Below are 17,000 nucleotides of genomic sequence, written 5' to 3'. Positions count from 1 at the left end.
TCGGGTGCGGCGGGGCGGGAGGTGCCGCGGGAATCCGGCCTCGGGTGCGGCGGGGCGGGAGGTGCCGCGGGAATCCGGCCTCGGGTGCGGCGGGGCGGGAGGTGCCGCGGGAATCCGGCCTCGGGTGCGGCGGGGCTTGTCGCGCCCTCGCCGCGGAGCCGTACATCGATACGGCCCCGCGCCGGACGGGTCAGGCACCGCCCGGTCACACCGGGATCGGTGACTTCCTTCGTGCGCCTCCCGGCGACGCGTCTCCCGCCGCGATGCCCGTGCTGCGGTACGCCCTCACGCGCTTGCCGGTCGGGTGGGCGGCTCCCCCGCGCAGCCAGTCCACGCGGACCCACAGCAGTGCCTCGTCGGCCTGCTCGCGGCGGCCCAGCCAGGCCGACTTCAGCCACAGGCCCGCGCCGCAGCCGGCCAGGAGCATGCCCCCGGCCGCCGGGGCCGCGAAGGCGCTGCCCAGAGCGGCGAGGAAGGCGAGGAGGAGCCACCAGCGGTGGCCCCGGCGCCAGTTGCGCACCGTGACCGCGCGGTCCTGGAGTACGTCGTGCTTGCCGGCCCGGGACGCGGCCGCGGCCAGGGCCGCGTAGCGCTTGCGGCGTGCGCACGCGACCACCGCCGCCGCCAGGACGAACAGCGCCGCTCCGGCCAGGACGCCGATGCGGCGTCCGGTCAGGCCCGGTGCGAGCAGGCCGATGCCCGCCGCGAGAACGCCCAGCCACCACAGCGGGGCCGCCCCCGCCCGTACGACGACGGCCACTCGGGCCAGTCCCTGTCCTCCGCGCGTCACGTCCAGCCTCCGTCCGGTCTCCGAAGCCTTTGGGAGCCATACGGTAGCGACGCAACGTGAGACGAGTCTTAAGAAGCCCGCCCGTGCCGTCAGTCGACGAACAGGCCTCGCGCCGCCGCCTTCGTGTCGAACTCCTCCAGGCGGGACTGGGCCTGGGGCAGGTCGTCGCACATGGCCTCCAGCAGCACCCGGCCGAGCAGCATCGGCGCGCAGGCCGTGTCGAAGGCGAGGCCGGTACCGACGGCGGCGGGCAGCAGCAGGTCGGACACCTTGGCGACGGGCGCGAAGGCGGAGTCGGCGACCGTGACGACGGTCAGCCCGGCCTCCTTGGCGTAGGTGAGGGTGTCGACGACCTCACGGGGGTGCCGGGGCAGCGCGAAACAGAGCAGTGCGCTCGCGCCGGCCCGGACGGCGGCGTCGATGCGGTCCTGGACCATCGTGCCGCCCTCGCCGAGCAGCCGTACGTCGGGATGCACCTTGGCGGCGAAGTAGGCGAAACCGTGTGCCTGGGCGGCAGCCGCCCGCAGGCCGAGGACGAGCAGCGGCCGGGAGCCCGCGAGGAGGCGTCCCGCGCGCTGGACGGGGCCGGGATCGGCCAGCGCCTCCGCCAGGTGCCGCAGGTTCTCGATCTCGGCCTCGACGGCCTGCTGGTACTCGTTGTGCGAACCGGCCTCCACAGCGGGTTCGGCGGGCGTGACCTCGCGCAGATGGCGGCGCAGGGCGGGGTAGCCGTCGAAGCCGAGGGCGACGGCGAACCGGGTCACGGACGGCTGGCTGACCCCGGCCAGCTCGGCGAGCTCCACGCTCGACAGGAACGGCACGTCCGCGGCGCGCCGCACCATGCTGTGCGCGATGCGTCGCTGCGTCGGCGTCAGCCGGTGGCCCTCGAAGAGCGCCTGCAGCCGCGCGGCAGGGCTGTCGGTCACGCTCATGACGTGCTCCCCCTCGCCTATTCAGTAGCTGAGGATTCTGCATGAGCATATGCAGAGCGGCAAGCCGGGCCGCAGGGCGGTGGCGGCAGGACCGGGGACCCCCGGCGGAACAGGGGGGCTAACCCCAGTGCGGCGGGCGGCGGCGCTTTCTACCGTGGACGGCATGACGGGAATGGACGCGCGGGACACCGGCCTCAAGAGGGAACTCGACGCCACCCTGCACGCACGCAGGGATCTGGGCGAGGAGTACGAGCCGGCGCTGGTCGACTCGTTCCTGGAGAAGGTCGACCAGCGGATCGACGGCGCGGTGGAGCGCCGGGTGCGCCGGCAGCTCGCGGAGCAGCAGATGCAGGCGGCCCGGGACTCCCGGTCGCCGAAGGTCACGGACTCGTGGGGCGAGCGGTTCGGCTTCGGGATCGTCTCCCTGGTCCTCGCGGTGCCGCTGTCAGCGATCGGCGGGGGCGTGGCCCGTCTGCCCGGGCTGCTCGTCGCCTGGGCGGGCATCGTCGGCGTCAACGTCGTCCAGGCGCTCCGCTCCAACCCGAACCTCTTCGGCCGCCGCAGGTCCTCCCAGGACGGTGGCTGGGAGGACTGAGCGTGCGCACGCCGGTCAGACCTGCCGCGTCGGCAGCGCGATGATCTGCCGCAGGTTGACCCGGCGCGGCCGGCTCGTCGCGTAGGCCACGAGGTCGGCCAGCTCCTCCGCGGACAGGGCGCCCACCTCGTCGAGCATGCCCTCGACCTGCCGGGACAGGTCCGCGTCCGAGATGTGGGTGCGCAGCTCGCTCTCCACGAACCCGGGCTCGATGTTGGTGACCCGGACGTCCCGGGGCCCGAACTCCCCGCGCAGGGCTTCCGACAGGTAGGTGACGGCGGCCTTGGTGGCGCCGTAGACCGCGTAGTTCGACAAGCTGATGTGCGCGGTGATGGACGAGATGTTCACGATGTCGGCTGTACGGCCGTCGGCGGCGGCGCTCACCAGGTCGTCGGTGAAGGCGCCGATCATCCGCAGCACCCCGGAGACGTTGGTGTCGAGCATCCGCTGCCACTCGTCGGAGCGCCGGGCGTCGACGGGGTGGGGCGGCATGACGCCGGCGCAGTTCACGACCAGGTCCACGGAGGGCGCAGACGGTCTCCAAGGCGTAGACGGTCTCCAGGGGCGCAGGCGCAGAAGGTCTCCTGGGCGCGGAGAGAAATTGCGCGGGGACCGCCGCACCCCCGTGAACGGGGGGCGGGACGACGGCGGTCCCCGCGAAGGACGCGGGCCCGGTCAGGGCCGGGCGTGCGCGTCCATGGCGTCCGTGGAGGTCCGGGAGCCGCTCCGGAGGTCCTTCGACGCCGTTCGGCGCCGGTTCGGGCGGGGAGCCGCTCCCGCCCTTGCCGACATCCACCAATGTGCAGGACGCGTGTTAAGCGGGTGCTGCGTGAACGTGACACCCGCGTACCGGTTCCGCGAAGTCCTCGAAGATCACGGACGCCGCAAGTTCACCCGGTTCACGGGCAGTTCACCGGCCGTTGGCCGTCACTTCCCCGCGCGGGCGAGGAAGGACAGCAGGTCCTGGCGGCTGACCACACCGGTCGGCTTGCCCTCGACGAGGACGATCGCCGCGTCCGCCTTGCCCAGCACGGCCATCAGGTCGGCGACCGGCTCGCCGGAACCGACCTGGGGCAGCGGGCCGGACATGTGCTTCTCCAGCGGGTCCTCCAGCGAGGCGCTCTTGCTGAACAGCGCGTCCAGCAGCTCGCGTTCCACGACCGAGCCGACGACCTCGGCCGCCATCACGTCGGGGTGGCCGGCGCCCGGCTTGACGACCGGCATCTGCGAGACGCCGTACTCGCGCAGCACGTCGATGGCCTGACCGACCGTCTCCTCCGGGTGCATGTGGACGAGGGAGGGCATGCGGTCGCCCTCCTTGTCGTTCAGGACGTCGGCGACGCGGGCGCTCGGGCCCGTGTCCTCCAGGAAGCCGTAGTCGGCCATCCACTCGTCGTTGAAGATCTTGCTGAGGTAGCCGCGGCCGCTGTCCGGCAGCAGGACCACCACGACGTCGTCCGGTCCGAGCCGCTCGGCGACCTCCAGCGCGGCCACGACGGCCATGCCGCAGGAGCCGCCGACGAGCAGACCCTCCTCCTTGGCGAGGCGGCGGGTCATCTGGAAGGAGTCCTTGTCGGACACGGCGACGATCTCGTCCGCGACGGTCCGGTCGTAGGCGGTCGGCCAGAAGTCCTCGCCGACGCCCTCGACGAGGTAGGGCCGGCCGGAGCCGCCGGAGTAGACGGAGCCTTCGGGGTCCGCGCCGACGACCTTCACCGAGCCGTCGCTGATCTCCTTCAGGTAGCGGCCGGTTCCGGAGATGGTGCCGCCGGTGCCCACGCCCGCCACGAAGTGGGTGATCTTCCCCTCCGTCTGCTCCCACAGCTCGGGGCCGGTCGAGTGGTAGTGGGAGAGCGGGTTGTTGGGGTTGGAGTACTGGTCGGGCTTCCAGGCCCCCGGCGTCTCACGGACCAGCCGGTCGGAGACGTTGTAGTACGAGTCCGGGTGCTCGGGGTCCACGGCGGTCGGGCACACCACGACCTCGGCGCCGTACGCGCGCAGCACGTTGATCTTGTCGGTGCTCACCTTGTCGGGGCACACGAAGATGCACTTGTACCCCTTCTGCTGCGCCACGATGGCGAGCCCGACGCCGGTGTTGCCGCTGGTCGGCTCGACGATCGTGCCGCCGGGCTTGAGAGCGCCGCTGTCCTCCGCCGCCTCGATCATGCGCAGGGCGATGCGGTCCTTCACGGAACCGCCGGGGTTGAAGTACTCCACCTTGGCCAGGACGGTCGCCCTGATGCCCTTGGTCACGCTGTTGAGCTTCACCAGCGGGGTGTTGCCGACGAGGCTGATCATCGAGTCGTGGAACTGCACCGTTGTCTCCGGATGCCGCAGAAGTGGTCTGAGTGGTGCCGCCAGCCTATGACCTTGTCGTGGTCCGTGACGGTCGTTCACTGCCTGTTGAGATTGGGCGACGGGCTGTACGGGGCAAGCACTGGGTGTACGGGTTCGAGGAGGTGGCAGCGACGCATGACGAGCATGTCGAGGGCGAGGGTGGCCCGGCGGATCGCCGCCGGCGCGGCGTACGGCGGCGGCGGGGTCGGTCTGGCCGGGGCGGCGGCGGTCGGGCTGGTGCTGGCCGAGGTGCAGCTGGCGCGGCGCCGGGTGGGCAACGGCACGTCTCCTCACGTGCCGCACGCGGACGGGCTGTACGGCCGCATGTACGCCGGTCCGGCCGAGGCACCGCTGAGGCTGACGATGCTGGGCGACTCCACGGCCGCGGGCCAGGGCGTGCACCGGGGCGGGCAGACACCGGGAGCGCTGCTGGCGTCGGGGCTCGCGGCGCTGGCCGAGCGGCCGGTGGAGCTGCGCACGGTGGCGACTCCCGGGGCTTGTTCGGACGACCTGGACCGCCAGGTGGCCCTGGTGCTGGCCGATCCCGACCCCGTGCCCGACATCTGCGTGATCATGGTCGGGGCGAACGACGTCACCCACCGCATGCCCGCGACCCGCTCGGTCCGCCATCTCGCCTCGGCGGTCCGGCGGCTGCGCACGGCCGGCGCGGAGGTGGTGGTCGGCACCTGCCCCGACCTCGGCACGATCGAGCCGGTGCGACAGCCCTTGCGCTGGCTGGCCCGGCGGGCCTCCCGCCAGCTGGCTGCCGCCCAGACGATCGGAGTCGTCGAACAGGGCGGCCGCACCGTCTCCCTGGGCGACCTGCTGGGCCCCGAGTTCGCCGAGAACCCGCGCGAGCTGTTCGGCCCGGACAGCTACCACCCCTCCGCCGAGGGCTACGCGACGGCGGCGATGGCGGTCCTGCCGACCGTCTGCGCCTCCCTGGGCCTGTGGCCCGCCGAGGAGGAGCGCCCGGACGCCTCCCGCCGCGAGGGCTTCCTGCCGGTTGCGCGGGCGGCCGCGGAGGCCGCCTCGGAGGCGGGCACGGAGGTCGCGGCGGCGATGCCGAGCGGACCGCGCGGACCGTGGGCCCTGCTGAAGCGCCGCCGGCGTCGGCGGGTCCCCGAGCAGGAACCGGCCCCCGCGAGCCCTTCGAATTGAGGAGCAAAGGAAACGCACCGGGGAGCAGAAAGGAAGAGCAGCAAAGCAAGCGCTTGGAAACTGCGGTCAGGGTCACACCGTGACACCCGTGACCCAGGCCATACGTACGGGTAACTTCCCAGTCAGCCCTGCCAGACCACCCGGTACGTCAATGGAGCCGTGATGCCCGAAGCCGTGATCGTCTCAGCCGCCCGCTCCCCCATCGGCCGCGCCTTCAAGGGCTCCCTGAAGGACGTGCGGCCGGACGACCTGACCGCCACGATCATCCAGGCCGCACTGGCCAAGGTCCCCGAGCTGGACCCGAAGGACATCGACGACCTGATGCTCGGCTGCGGCCTGCCCGGCGGTGAGCAGGGCCACAACCTCGGCCGCGTCGTCGCCGTGCAGATGGGCATGGACCACCTGCCGGGCTGCACCGTCACCCGGTACTGCTCCTCCTCCCTGCAGACCTCCCGGATGGCCCTGCACGCCATCAAGGCCGGCGAGGGCGACGTCTTCATCTCGGCCGGCGTCGAGACGGTCTCCCGTTTCGCCAAGGGCAACTCCGACAGCCTTCCGGACACACACAACCCGCTGTTCGCCGACGCCGAGGCCCGCACCGCCGCGGTCGCCGAGTCCGAGGGCTCGACCTGGCACGACCCGCGCGAGGACGGCCTGCTGCCCGACCCGTACATCGCGATGGGCCAGACCGCCGAGAACCTGGCCCGCACCAAGGGCGTCACCCGCCAGGACATGGACGAGTTCGGCGTCCGCTCGCAGAACCTCGCCGAGGAGGCCATCAAGAACGGCTTCTGGGAACGCGAGATCACCCCGGTCACCCTCCCCGACGGCACGGTCGTCTCCAAGGACGACGGCCCCCGCGCCGGCGTCACCCTGGAGGGCGTGCAGGGCCTCAAGCCGGTCTTCCGCCCCGACGGCATGGTCACGGCCGCCAACTGCTGTCCGCTGAACGACGGCGCCGCGGCCCTCGTGATCATGTCCGACACCAAGGCCCGCGAGCTCGGCCTCACCCCGCTCGCCCGCATCGTGTCGACCGGCGTCTCCGGCCTCTCTCCCGAGATCATGGGCCTCGGCCCGGTCGAGGCGAGCAACCAGGCGCTGAAGCGCGCCGGGCTCGGCATCGGCGACATCGACCTGGTCGAGATCAACGAGGCGTTCGCCGCCCAGGTGATCCCCTCCTACCGCGACCTGGGCATCCCGCTGGAGAAGCTGAACGTCAACGGCGGCGCGATCGCCGTCGGCCACCCCTTCGGCATGACCGGCGCCCGCATCACGACCACGCTGATCAACTCCCTCCAGTTCCACGACAAGCAGTTCGGCCTGGAGACGATGTGCGTCGGCGGCGGCCAGGGCATGGCCATGGTCATCGAGCGCCTCAGCTGAGCGGCGCACCGTAGCCGCCATAGCACCTGCTGTGAGCCTTGGGCCCAGAACCCTGGAAACTCCAGGGTTCTGGGCTGTTTTGTGATCCAATCTCCCCCAGGATGTGACCTATCTCCCTCCGCCAGGGGAGAACCGCAGGTCACAACAGCCACACCCCATCCCCCGACGCCGAAGCCCTGTCCGTTTCGTGACGTTACGCACTGACAGCTGGTTAGTCCGCCCTTCAAGCTGATGTAGGAAGTCGGGGGTCGACTTTGAACCGGGAGTACGTCAGTGAGCGCCATGCCGATCGCGTTGCTGGTCACCACGGCCGCCACGGGAGCCGTGGGCGTCGCCGTCCTGCGCACCGTCCTGCAGCTGCGCCGACAGGTCGCCGCCCTGCACACCGCGCTGGCCGAGAGCCGCGCCGCCACCACCCGTGCGCTGCTGCCCGCCGCTCGTACCACTGCCGACACCGATGAGATACGTGCCGCCGTGGCGGCGGCACTGGCCGAGGAGCGGGAGCGGGAGCTCGCCGAGGCGCGGGCGTTCTGGGCCGCCCAGGAGGCCCGTGACGCCTCCGACGCGCCCTCCCTGCTGGGCCTGCCCGAGGTCGATCTGTTCCTGCCCCGTCAGGCCGATTTCGCGGGTCTGGAGCCGGTGTCCGAGCCCGGCGCCGACACCGAGGAACCCGCCGCCGAGTCCCCGGAGCTGGCCGCGGCCCGCCGCCGTCACCCCTCGCACCCGGACTTCGTGCCGACGCAGTCGCCGGTCGTGAACGACCACGAGCGCACCGTCGCCGCCCTGGAGGAGCTGGCCTCCTCCCGCGTCGAGCTGACGGACGTCCGCCCCGGCCCGCTGGGCACCCTGGACGTCTACGTCTTCGCCGACGGCACGACCCTGTGCATGACCCCGGGTCACCGCGAGACGGCGGAGCACCTCTCCGCGGCCCTGCGCGCCGGCCGGACCCCGGTCCTGCTGGGCGGCTCCGGCATCTCGGGCGCCTACACCCTCACGTTCGAATGCGGCGAGGAGAACGTCTACATCCTGGCGGACCGAGTGATCGCGTCCCTTTAGGGGCGCGGGGCTGTATCAATGTGCGGCTCCGCCGCGTGGGCGCGAACAACCACACTCGGCCCGCACTCGCGAACGAAGCTCAGACCCCCGCCCGCTTCTGCGCTTCTTCCACCACCCGCACGGCCTCAACGACGTCGGCGTCCGCAGGAATCACCACCGCCAGATCGTTCCCGGCGACGGTGATCTGATCTGCTGCCGCAAACATCCCCGCATCCGGCATCTCCCGGGGCTCCGCATCAGGAGCCTCCAGCCGCTGCGCCCTCCGGGCCAACTCCCTGGCCAACTCCAGAGCCTCAGCGGCAGCTCCTCGCTGCAACCGGCTCTGGGGCGCGGCCCTCAATCGATCGGCGAAGTGCTCCACCGCACGGGTCAGAGGCGTCGTATCAACCACGCCGCGAGCGTACGCGTCCCAGCGGGACTGTTGCCAACGGGCGAACACTCAGGCACGGTGACCTGAAGGACCGGCTTACATCCCAGCGTCCGGAGGCGCCGATGTCCCAAGTCTTCTCCGAAGAGACCCACCGCAACATGCTCGCCCGCATCCCCCACTGCACCGGTCGTGAGATCTCCGACTGGTTGCGCACCGTCGAAGATGGCCCGGCGCTCTTCCGCTTCGAGGAAAAGGTCAGCTGGCTCCGGCACGAACACAACCTGGCGTACGGCCACGCCAAGGCGATCATCCACGAGTACGACCTGAGGAGGGCCGCGCGCAAACTGCTCTAGGCGCGCATCGCACCGTCCTCCCGACGCCGAAGGGCCCCGGCCGAAGCCGGGGCCCTTCGCGCTACGACTGGCTGAACTAGTCGCTGCTGTTGAGGATCGAGATGAGCCTCAGGAACTCCATGTAGATCCACACCAGCGTCAGCGTGAGGCCGAAGGCCGCGAGCCAGGCCTCCTCGCGCGGGGCGCCGTAGGCGATGCCGTCCTCGACCTGCTTGAAGTCCAGGGCGAGGAAGCAGGCACCGAGGATGATGCCGATGACGCCGAAGACGATGCCGAGGGGACCGCTGCGGAAGCCGAGGCCGTCACCGCCGCCGAACACCGCGAACAGCAGGTTCACGGTCATCAGCAGGATGAAGCCGAGCGCGGCCGCCATCACGAAGCCGTAGAAGCGGCGGTTGACGCGGATCCAGCCGGCCTTGTAGGCGATCAGCACACCGGTGAAGACCGCCATCGTGCCGATCACGGCCTGCATGGCCGCACCGTCGGCGATGCGGTTGTCCACGATGTTGGAGACGACGCCGAGGAACACACCCTCGAACGCGGCGTACGTCAGGATCAGCGCGGGCGAGGCCTTGCGCTTGAAGGACTGCACGAACGCCAGGACCATGCCGATCAGCGCGGCGCCGATACCGATGCCGTAGCTACGGCTGATGTTGGCGTCGTCGATCGGCAGCAGGGCCCAGGAGAGCGCCGCGGTGAGGATGAGCACACCGAGCGTGCTCGCCGTGCGCAGGACGACGTCGTCGATGGTCATCCGGCCGGTGGTGGCCGGTGCCTGCGGCGGCGCGCCGTACTGCAGGTCCTGCTGGGCGTAAGGGTTCTGCGCGTACGGGTTCTGCGCGTACTGGCCGCCCGTCGGCTGCGCGTACGGGTTGCCCTGGGTGGCGACAGCGGGACCCCCGGCCTGCGGCGCGGTGTTGAAGCCCGCGTAGCCGTTGTCGCGGCTGAACCCCCGTCGCGAGAAGACCGGGTTTCTGCTCCTCATTTCACTCCTCCATGGCCACACGTCGTGGCCTTGGCTCAAGAGTAATAGGTAGGCAAAGGAATGACCCTACTGCTTGGGGAGGATCTTTCCCTCGTGTGCTGCGCAACACGCTACGCTGCTTCGTGATTCCCCTCACCGGAGGGGGTCACTCCCGGCTCACCCGAACGGGAAGCCCGTGTAGGCCTCCGCCAGGTCCGTCTCGGCCGCGCGGGACGAGGCGATCCGCTCCAGCCGGGCGAGCTGGAGCCGGTCCTCGAAGGCCGTCGCGGCGGGCGCGCGGTGCAGAAGGACCGTCATGTCGTAGGAGAACCGCTCGGCCTGCCAGACGCGGCGCAGGCAGGTCGCGGAGTAGGCGTCGAGCAGCTCCGGCGAGCCGGTCTCCTGCTGGTGCGTCAGGGCCCGCGCGAAGGTCACGACGTCACCGACTGCGAGGTTCAGGCCCTTGGCCCCGGTCGGGGGGACGATGTGTGCCGCGTCACCGGCGAGGAAGAGGCGGCCGTGGCGCATGGGCTCGTGGACGTAGGAGCGCATGGGCGTGACCGACTTCTGGGTGATCGGGCCCCGCTCCAGGCGCCAGTCGTCGTCGGTCTCGAACCGGCGCTCCAGCTCGTCCCAGATCTCCTCGTCGCTCCACGTCCCGGCATCGGTGCCGTCGGGCACCTGGAGGTAGAGGCGGGAGACGAAGGATTCGATGGGGAGCGAAGCGACTTCCTTGGAAGGGCGGGGGCGGGTGACGGGCGGGCGCATGGAGAGCAGGGCGAAGCCGCGGTCGTGGCGGGCGTAGACGAGCTCGTCGTGCGAGGGCGGCACGTCGGCGAGGATGCCGAGCCAGCCGAAGGGGTACGTCCGTTCGAAGACTTGGGCGAGTCCGGCGGGGATCGCCTTGCGGGCCACGCCCCAGAAACCGTCGCAGCCGACGACGTAGGCGCACTCCAGGACGTCCTCGCGGCCCTCGTGCCGGAAGCGGATCCGCGGGGCGTCGGTGCCTGCGTCCTCCACGGCCAGCGCCTCCGCCTCGAAGAGCAGGGGGCCGCCGTCCCGCAGCTGGAGGGCGATGAGGTCCTTGCACACCTCGGTCTGGGCGTAGACCGTCACGGACCGGCCGCCGGTGAGGGCGGAGAAGTCCACGCGGTGGCGCCTTCGGTCGAAGCGCAGCTCGATGCCGTCGTGGCGCAGCCCCTCGCGGTCCATGCGTTCCCCGGCGCCGGCCGCGCGCAGCACGTCCGCCGTGCCCTGCTCCAGGATCCCGGCGCGCTGCCGCCGTTCGACGTAGGAGCGGTCGCGGCTCTCCAGGACGACCGCGTCGATGCCCGCGTTGTGGAGGAGCCGGGCGAGGAGGAGGCCGGCGGGGCCCGCTCCGATGATGCCGACGGTGGTGCGCATCGGACGACCTCTTCTCATCCTGTTCGTCAGGTGAAGTTTCTTTCACCATGTGCATGCGAGTCTCCGACGGCATGCGGCCGCTGTCAACGGGCGCGCCGTGAACTCTTCAATGGACCACGCAGGGATCGGAAGGTGCCCGGAGCCGGACTCGAACCGGCACGCCCGCGAAGGGGCAGCGAGGTTTAAGCTCGCCGTGTCTGCATTCCACCATCCGGGCAGGCCGTGGGCTCCGCATCGAGGTTCCGAGACTATCCGGACAGGTCCCCCGAACAGCGGAAGCGTGGACCGATGTTGTCTTATTTTATTGACGTCTGAGGGTGCATCAGCACACGGAACACGCCATCCGCACTTGCCAACAGCCTTCCTTGAGCCGGTCGGCCGCGCATGCGGAATGACGGAATTTCACCGCCCGAACGAGGGCACTCCACCTGTTCTCGACACCCGGACGCATCGGTTCCCGACACGACGGCCCCTCAGGGGTGTTCGTCATCCCCAGGTATGACACCGCTCGGCGCGGTCAGACCCGAGTCGGCCTTCGGAACCAGAACTACGGGTGACTACACGGCGCCGTGGGACCCGGACGATGGAGCACGTCCTTCCCCCGTACACAGCCGTCCGACAGGAGAGCCATCCCGTGACCACCGCTTCCCTCACCGACCGGGCCACCACCGCGGCCGCGCGCGCCACGGATCTCTCGAAGATCTACGGGCAGGGTGAGACCCAGGTGGTCGCCCTGGACCGCGTCTCCGTCGACTTCCGCCAGGCCGAGTTCACCGCGATCATGGGCCCCTCCGGCTCCGGCAAGTCCACCCTGATGCACTGCGTGGCCGGCCTCGACTCCTTCTCCTCCGGGTCGGTGCGCATCGGTGACACCGAGCTCGGCTCCCTGAAGGACAAGCAGCTGACCAAGCTGCGCCGGGACAAGATCGGCTTCATCTTCCAGGCGTTCAACCTGCTGCCGACCCTGACCGCCCTGGAGAACATCACCCTTCCGATGGACATCGCGGGTCGCAAGCCGGACAAGCAGTGGCTGGACTCCGTCATCCGGATGGTCGGCCTGGCCGACCGGCTCGGCCACCGGCCGTCCCAGCTCTCCGGCGGTCAGCAGCAACGCGTCGCCGTGGCCCGGGCGCTGGCCTCCCGGCCCGAGATCATCTTCGGGGACGAGCCCACCGGAAACCTCGACTCGCGCTCCGGCGCCGAGGTACTGGGCTTCCTGCGCAACTCCGTGCGGGAGCTGGGCCAGACGGTGGTGATGGTGACGCACGACCCGGTGGCCGCGGCCTACGCGGACCGGGTGATCTTCCTGGCGGACGGCCGGATCGTCGACGAGATGTACGGGCCGACGGCCGACTCCGTGCTCGACCGCATGAAGGCGTTCGACGCCAAGGGCCGCACGAGCTGACGCCCCCTCATAGACGCCCCGGCCCCAACCGACTGGACTGAGAAAACCCATGTTCCGTACCGCCTTGCGCAACGTGCTCGCGCACAAGGCCCGGCTCCTGATGACCGTACTCGCCGTGATGCTCGGCGTGGCCTTCGTGTCGGGGACCCTGGTCTTCACCAACACCATCTCCGACGCCTACCAGAAGAGCTCCGCCAAGGGCTTCGACCAGGTCGACGTCGCCATGACCGCGGACTACCAGGACGCCGAGGGCGACAAGGTCGGAAAGCTCCACGAGCTGACCCGGGCCACCCTCGACAAGAGCGAGCGGGTGCCCGGAGCCGCGTCCGCGATAGGCGTGGTGCAGAACTTCACCGCCCTCGCCGACAAGGACGGCAAGCTGATCGGCGAGGGCTTCCAGTCGCGGGGCGGCAACCACTGGGGCACGAAGGACCCCCGTTACCCGCTCGTCAGCGGGCACGCCCCCAAGGGCGAGAACGAGATCCTCATCGACTCCGCGACGGCGAAGCGCGCCGGCTACGAGGTCGGTGACACCGTGCGGATGTCCGTCGACGGGCCGGTCCTGACGCCGAAGATCACCGGCATCTTCACCACCGACGACGGCAACGTGGCGGCCGGCGGCAGCCTCACCCTGTTCGACACGGCGACCGCCCAGAAGCTGCTGGGCAAGCCGGGCGTGTACGACGAGATCGACGTCAAGGCGAAGCCGGGCGTCTCCCAGGCCGCGCTGAAGGCGGAGCTGGACAAGGCACTGCCCAAGGGCACCGTCTCCACCACCACCGGCAAGCAGCTCGCCGACGACCAGGCGGAGATGATCTCCCGGTCGATGAGCGGCATGCAGACGGCCCTGCTGGTCTTCGCCGGCATCGCCCTGTTCGTCGGCACGTTCATCATCGCCAACACCTTCACCATGCTGGTCGCCCAGCGCACCAAGGAGCTGGCGCTGATGCGCGCGGTCGGCGCCTCGCGCCGGCAGGTGACGCGCTCGGTGCTCATCGAGGCGTTCGTGGTGGGCCTGGTCGCCGCCGTGACCGGTCTGGTGGCGGGCATCGGCATCGGGGCCGGACTGCGCTCCCTGATGGGCACGTTCGACGCGACCGTGCCCGACGGTCCGCTGGTCATCACGCCCGGCACGATCGGTGCCGCGCTCGCGGTCGGCGTTCTGGTGACCATGCTGGCGGCGTGGCTGCCCGGCCGCCGGGCCGCGAAGATCCCGCCGGTGGCGGCCATGAGCAGCGTGCACGCAAAGGCCACCACCAAGTCGCTGGTGCTGCGCAACACGCTGGGCGCCCTGGTCTCGGCCGCGGGCATCGCGGTGGTCCTCGTCGCCACGACCATGGACGGCTCGGACGGCCAGATGCCGATGGGCTTCGGCGCGGTGCTGCTGATCATCGGCGTGTTCATCCTGACCCCGCTGCTGTCCCGCCCGCTGATCGCCGCCGCCGCGCCGCTGCTGCGCACCTTCGGCATCTCCGGCAAGCTGGCCCGGCAGAACTCGGTGCGCAACCCGCGCCGTACGGCCGCCACCGCCTCCGCGCTGATGATCGGCCTGACCCTGATCACCGGCATGACGGTGATGGCGGGCAGCCTCCAGCAGGCGATCGAGAAGATGGCGTCGGCGTCGATCAAGGCCGACTACGTGGTGTCCATGGCGAACGGCAACCCGCTGTCGCCGGACGTCGAGAAGAAGCTGAAGCAGGCCGACGACGTCACCGCCACCAGCCCGATGCTCAACGCCGAAACCCGGATCGGCGGCCAGAGCGAGTACGTGACCGGCGTGAACGGCGCGGCGATCCGCGACCTGGTCGGCCCGGAGGTCGACGACGGCACCTTCAAGGTCGGCGGCGACGACGTGGTCGTGGACAGCGAGACCGCCAAGTCCTACGGCTGGAAGACCGGTTCCGCCTTCACCGTCGTCTACGGCGACGGCAAGAAGCAGAAGCTCACGGTCGCCGGGACCTATGAGAGCAACGACTTCCTGCGCGGCATCCTGCTCGACGAGAAGACCCTCGCCCCGCACGAGTCGGACCCGTACAACATGAAGGTCATGGTGAGGACCTCCGACGGCACGTCCGGCGCGGTGCAGGACAAGCTGGAGAAGGCCCTCGGCACCAACCCGGCCGTCAAGGTCCAGTCCAAGGACGACATCTCCAACGAGATCGCGCAGATGTTCACGCTGATGCTGAACATGGTCTACGGCCTGCTCGCGATGGCGGTGATCGTGGCGGTCCTCGGCGTCATCAACACCCTGGCCATGTCCGTCTTCGAGCGCTCGCAGGAGATCGGCATGCTCCGCGCGATCGGCCTGGACCGCAAGGGCATCAAGCGGATGGTCCGCATCGAGTCCCTGGTGATCTCCCTGTTCGGCGCGGTGCTGGGCATCGGCCTGGGCGTGTTCTTCGGCTGGGCGGCCGGTGAACTGCTGGCCTCGAAGATGGCGACCTACGAGCTGGTCCTGCCGTGGGCGCGGATGGGTGTCTTCCTGCTGCTGGCCGCGACGGTGGGCGTCCTCGCGGCGCTGTGGCCGGCCCGGCGCGCGGCGCGGCTGAACATGCTGGAGGCCATCAAGGCGGAGTAGCGGGACGCGCGAAGGGCCCCTTGGATGCAAGGGGTGGGCTTGGGTTCCAACGGTCCTCGCAACACCCGCGATCTGTGGGAGTTGCGAGGACCGTGGCCGTTGGACGGGCTTGGATTCAAGGGGGTGGGAGAGGGGCCCTTCGTCGTGGTCAGTTCCAGGTGCGGGCGCGCAGCGGCAGGTCCGACGTCCCGGACTCGGGAGTGCGCACGGCGAGGACCTGGTTGACGCCGATGCGGTTGCGCTCGAAGGCCAGGGCGGAGGCGGCCATGTAGAGGCGCCAGACGCGTGCGCGGCCCGGGCCGGCCAGCCGGACGGCGCGCTGCCAGTCGGCCTCCAGGCGCTCGACCCAGCTGCGCAGCGTGAGGGCGTAGTGCTCGCGGATCGCCTCGACGTCGCGCACCTCGAACCCGGCGCGCTCCAGCTGGGCCACGGTGGCGCCGACCGGCTGGAGCTCGCCGTCGGGGAAGACGTAGGAGTCGATGAAGGCGTCGACACTGTACGTCGTCTCGTCCCCCTGCGGGCGGCGGGCGATCTGGTGGTTCAGGAGCCGCCCGCCGGGCTTGAGCAGGTCGTACAGGTCGGCGGCGTACTCCAGGTACCGGTCGGCGCCGACGTGTTCGGCCATGCCGATGGAGGAGATCGCGTCGTAGGGCCCGTCGCGGACGTCGCGGTAGTCCTGGACGCGGATCTCGACCTTGTCGGTGAGGCCCTCGTCGGCGACGCGCTTGCGGGCGTAGGCGGCCTGCTCTCGGGAGAGCGTGACGCCGACGACGCGCACGCCGTGCTCGCGGGCCGCGTGGATGGCCATCGAGCCCCAGCCGCAGCCGACGTCGAGCAGTCGCAGGCCGGGGCTCAGGCCGAGCTTGCGGCAGACGAGTTCGAGCTTGTCCCGCTGGGCCTGTTCGAGGGTGCTGTCCGGGGTGGGCCAGTAGGCGCAGGAGTACACCATGGACGGGCCGAGGACGATCTCGTAGAAGTCGTTGCCGACGTCGTAGTGGTGGCTGATGGCGCGTCGGTCGGTGCGCTTGGTGTGCAGGTGGCGGCGGGGGCTGCGGGCCTCCTCGCGGGGCGGGGCGGGCGGCAGCGGGGGTCCGGCGAGCATGACCAGTCCGCGGACGGCGGCGCGGACCTCGGGGTCGCGCAGGGCCTGGGCGAGGGTGCGGGCGTCCTCGCCGCGCTCCCAGATGAGACCGGCCAGCAGGTCGAGGGTCGCGTAGAGGTCGCCCTCGATGTCCAGGTCGCCCGCCACCCAGGCGCGGGCCAGGCCCAGTTCGCCCGGCTTCCACAGCAGACGGCGCAGCGCGCGGCGGTTGCGTACGACCAGGGTCGGCGCGCCCGGCGGGCCGGACTCCGAACCGTCCCAGGCGCGGATGCGCACCGGGAGCGGTGCTCCCAGCAACTGTGTGAAGAGGCCCTGCAGCCGCGGCGCGGCGTCTGCCATGGTGTACACCTCCGTGACGGGGGATCCCGGAATATCCGACACCACGTAAACACCTACGGGGCTGCGGCGCAGTCCCCGGCACGCGTCATGACTGGGCAAAACCGCCGCTTCGGCCGCCCGGACGCGCCTTCTGACGGGCTGGCGGACCTGAACGCGCCGGGGGTGGGCCTGCACGGGCCGGGGGCCTGCATGGGACGACAGACCTGAACGCGCCGGGGCACCTGCACAGGC

The 17,000-nt window shown here is 70.8% G+C and carries 14 protein-coding genes, 1 tRNA gene and 1 pseudogene; 7 read left to right on the top strand and 9 right to left on the bottom strand.

Translation table 11 applies throughout. From position 1 onward, the window contains the following. Positions 1-205: 205 nt before the first annotated feature. Together HDC93_RS05805 and HDC93_RS05800 are read right to left on the bottom strand one after the other, a co-directional pair. On the bottom strand, positions 206-790 hold the full coding sequence (locus HDC93_RS05805; protein ID WP_185007789.1) for a hypothetical protein: 585 nt from the start codon (positions 788-790) through the stop codon (positions 206-208). An 89-nt stretch (positions 791-879) separates the two neighbouring features. Continuing rightward, on the bottom strand, positions 880-1,722 hold the full coding sequence (locus HDC93_RS05800; RefSeq protein ID WP_185007786.1) for a MurR/RpiR family transcriptional regulator: 843 nt from the start codon (positions 1,720-1,722) through the stop codon (positions 880-882). Positions 1,723-1,894: 172 nt separating this feature from the next. On the opposite strand from HDC93_RS05800, the gene HDC93_RS05795 reads away from it, so the two are divergent. Next, positions 1,895-2,317, top strand: a complete 423-nt coding sequence (locus tag HDC93_RS05795; protein WP_185007967.1) for a hypothetical protein — start codon at positions 1,895-1,897, stop codon at positions 2,315-2,317. Between the two features lie 15 nt (positions 2,318-2,332). Here the strand turns inward: HDC93_RS05795 and HDC93_RS05790 are convergent. Together HDC93_RS05790 and HDC93_RS05785 are read right to left on the bottom strand one after the other, a co-directional pair. Next, positions 2,333-2,839, bottom strand: a pseudogene (locus tag HDC93_RS05790) (SDR family oxidoreductase); the annotation flags it as partial. A gap of 405 nt (positions 2,840-3,244) precedes the next feature. Continuing rightward, positions 3,245-4,633 (bottom strand): cystathionine beta-synthase, encoded by a 1,389-nt coding sequence (locus HDC93_RS05785; RefSeq protein ID WP_185007784.1) that lies wholly within the window; start codon positions 4,631-4,633, stop codon positions 3,245-3,247. Between the two features lie 156 nt (positions 4,634-4,789). On the opposite strand from HDC93_RS05785, the gene HDC93_RS05780 reads away from it, so the two are divergent. The 3 genes from HDC93_RS05780 (at position 4,790) to HDC93_RS05770 (ending at position 8,254) form a co-directional block, all read left to right on the top strand. Next, the gene (locus tag HDC93_RS05780) at positions 4,790-5,815 is read left to right on the top strand and encodes an SGNH/GDSL hydrolase family protein (RefSeq protein WP_185007782.1); all 1,026 of its coding nucleotides are present in this window, start codon (positions 4,790-4,792) and stop codon (positions 5,813-5,815) included. 162 nt (positions 5,816-5,977) lie between these two features. Beyond that, positions 5,978-7,198: an acetyl-CoA C-acetyltransferase gene (locus tag HDC93_RS05775; protein ID WP_185007780.1), complete on the top strand. Its 1,221-nt coding sequence runs from the start codon at positions 5,978-5,980 to the stop codon at positions 7,196-7,198. A gap of 273 nt (positions 7,199-7,471) precedes the next feature. Then, complete coding sequence (locus HDC93_RS05770) at positions 7,472-8,254, top strand: hypothetical protein (RefSeq protein WP_185007778.1); 783 nt, start codon at positions 7,472-7,474, stop codon at positions 8,252-8,254. A 79-nt stretch (positions 8,255-8,333) separates the two neighbouring features. On the opposite strand, the gene HDC93_RS05765 is transcribed toward HDC93_RS05770, so the two are convergent. Next, positions 8,334-8,645 (bottom strand): hypothetical protein, encoded by a 312-nt coding sequence (locus HDC93_RS05765; protein WP_185007776.1) that lies wholly within the window; start codon positions 8,643-8,645, stop codon positions 8,334-8,336. Between the two features lie 101 nt (positions 8,646-8,746). On the opposite strand from HDC93_RS05765, the gene HDC93_RS05760 reads away from it, so the two are divergent. Continuing rightward, complete coding sequence (locus tag HDC93_RS05760; RefSeq protein ID WP_031102797.1) at positions 8,747-8,977, top strand: DUF4287 domain-containing protein; 231 nt, start codon at positions 8,747-8,749, stop codon at positions 8,975-8,977. A 76-nt stretch (positions 8,978-9,053) separates the two neighbouring features. Here the strand turns inward: HDC93_RS05760 and HDC93_RS05755 are convergent, their stop codons facing one another. The 3 genes from HDC93_RS05755 to HDC93_RS05745 all read right to left on the bottom strand — a co-directional run bounded on the left by HDC93_RS05755 (position 9,054) and on the right by HDC93_RS05745 (position 11,562). Then, the gene (locus tag HDC93_RS05755) at positions 9,054-9,962 is read right to left on the bottom strand and encodes a Bax inhibitor-1/YccA family protein (protein WP_185007774.1); all 909 of its coding nucleotides are present in this window, start codon (positions 9,960-9,962) and stop codon (positions 9,054-9,056) included. Positions 9,963-10,118: 156 nt separating this feature from the next. Beyond that, positions 10,119-11,345: a 4-hydroxybenzoate 3-monooxygenase gene (locus HDC93_RS05750; protein ID WP_185007772.1), complete on the bottom strand. Its 1,227-nt coding sequence runs from the start codon at positions 11,343-11,345 to the stop codon at positions 10,119-10,121. Between the two features lie 133 nt (positions 11,346-11,478). Further along, positions 11,479-11,562, bottom strand: a tRNA-Leu gene (locus HDC93_RS05745). A gap of 417 nt (positions 11,563-11,979) precedes the next feature. Between HDC93_RS05745 and HDC93_RS05740 the strand changes: the two genes are divergently transcribed. Both HDC93_RS05740 and HDC93_RS05735 read left to right on the top strand, forming a co-directional pair. Beyond that, a complete protein-coding gene (locus HDC93_RS05740) occupies positions 11,980-12,750 on the top strand; it encodes an ABC transporter ATP-binding protein (protein WP_185007770.1) in 771 nt (256 codons plus the stop codon). Between the two features lie 49 nt (positions 12,751-12,799). Then, positions 12,800-15,328, top strand: coding sequence for an ABC transporter permease (locus tag HDC93_RS05735; RefSeq protein WP_185007768.1), 2,529 nt, complete (start codon positions 12,800-12,802; stop codon positions 15,326-15,328). A 148-nt stretch (positions 15,329-15,476) separates the two neighbouring features. Here the strand turns inward: HDC93_RS05735 and HDC93_RS05730 are convergent, their stop codons facing one another. Continuing rightward, the gene (locus HDC93_RS05730; protein ID WP_185007766.1) at positions 15,477-16,769 is read right to left on the bottom strand and encodes a class I SAM-dependent methyltransferase; all 1,293 of its coding nucleotides are present in this window, start codon (positions 16,767-16,769) and stop codon (positions 15,477-15,479) included. Positions 16,770-17,000: the final 231 nt, after the last annotated feature.

The sequence above is a fragment of the Streptomyces sp. AK010 genome, from assembly GCF_014207295.1.
In the GTDB taxonomy this organism is placed as follows: domain Bacteria; phylum Actinomycetota; class Actinomycetes; order Streptomycetales; family Streptomycetaceae; genus Streptomyces; species Streptomyces massasporeus.
This window is presented reverse-complemented; position numbering and strand designations above follow the sequence as displayed.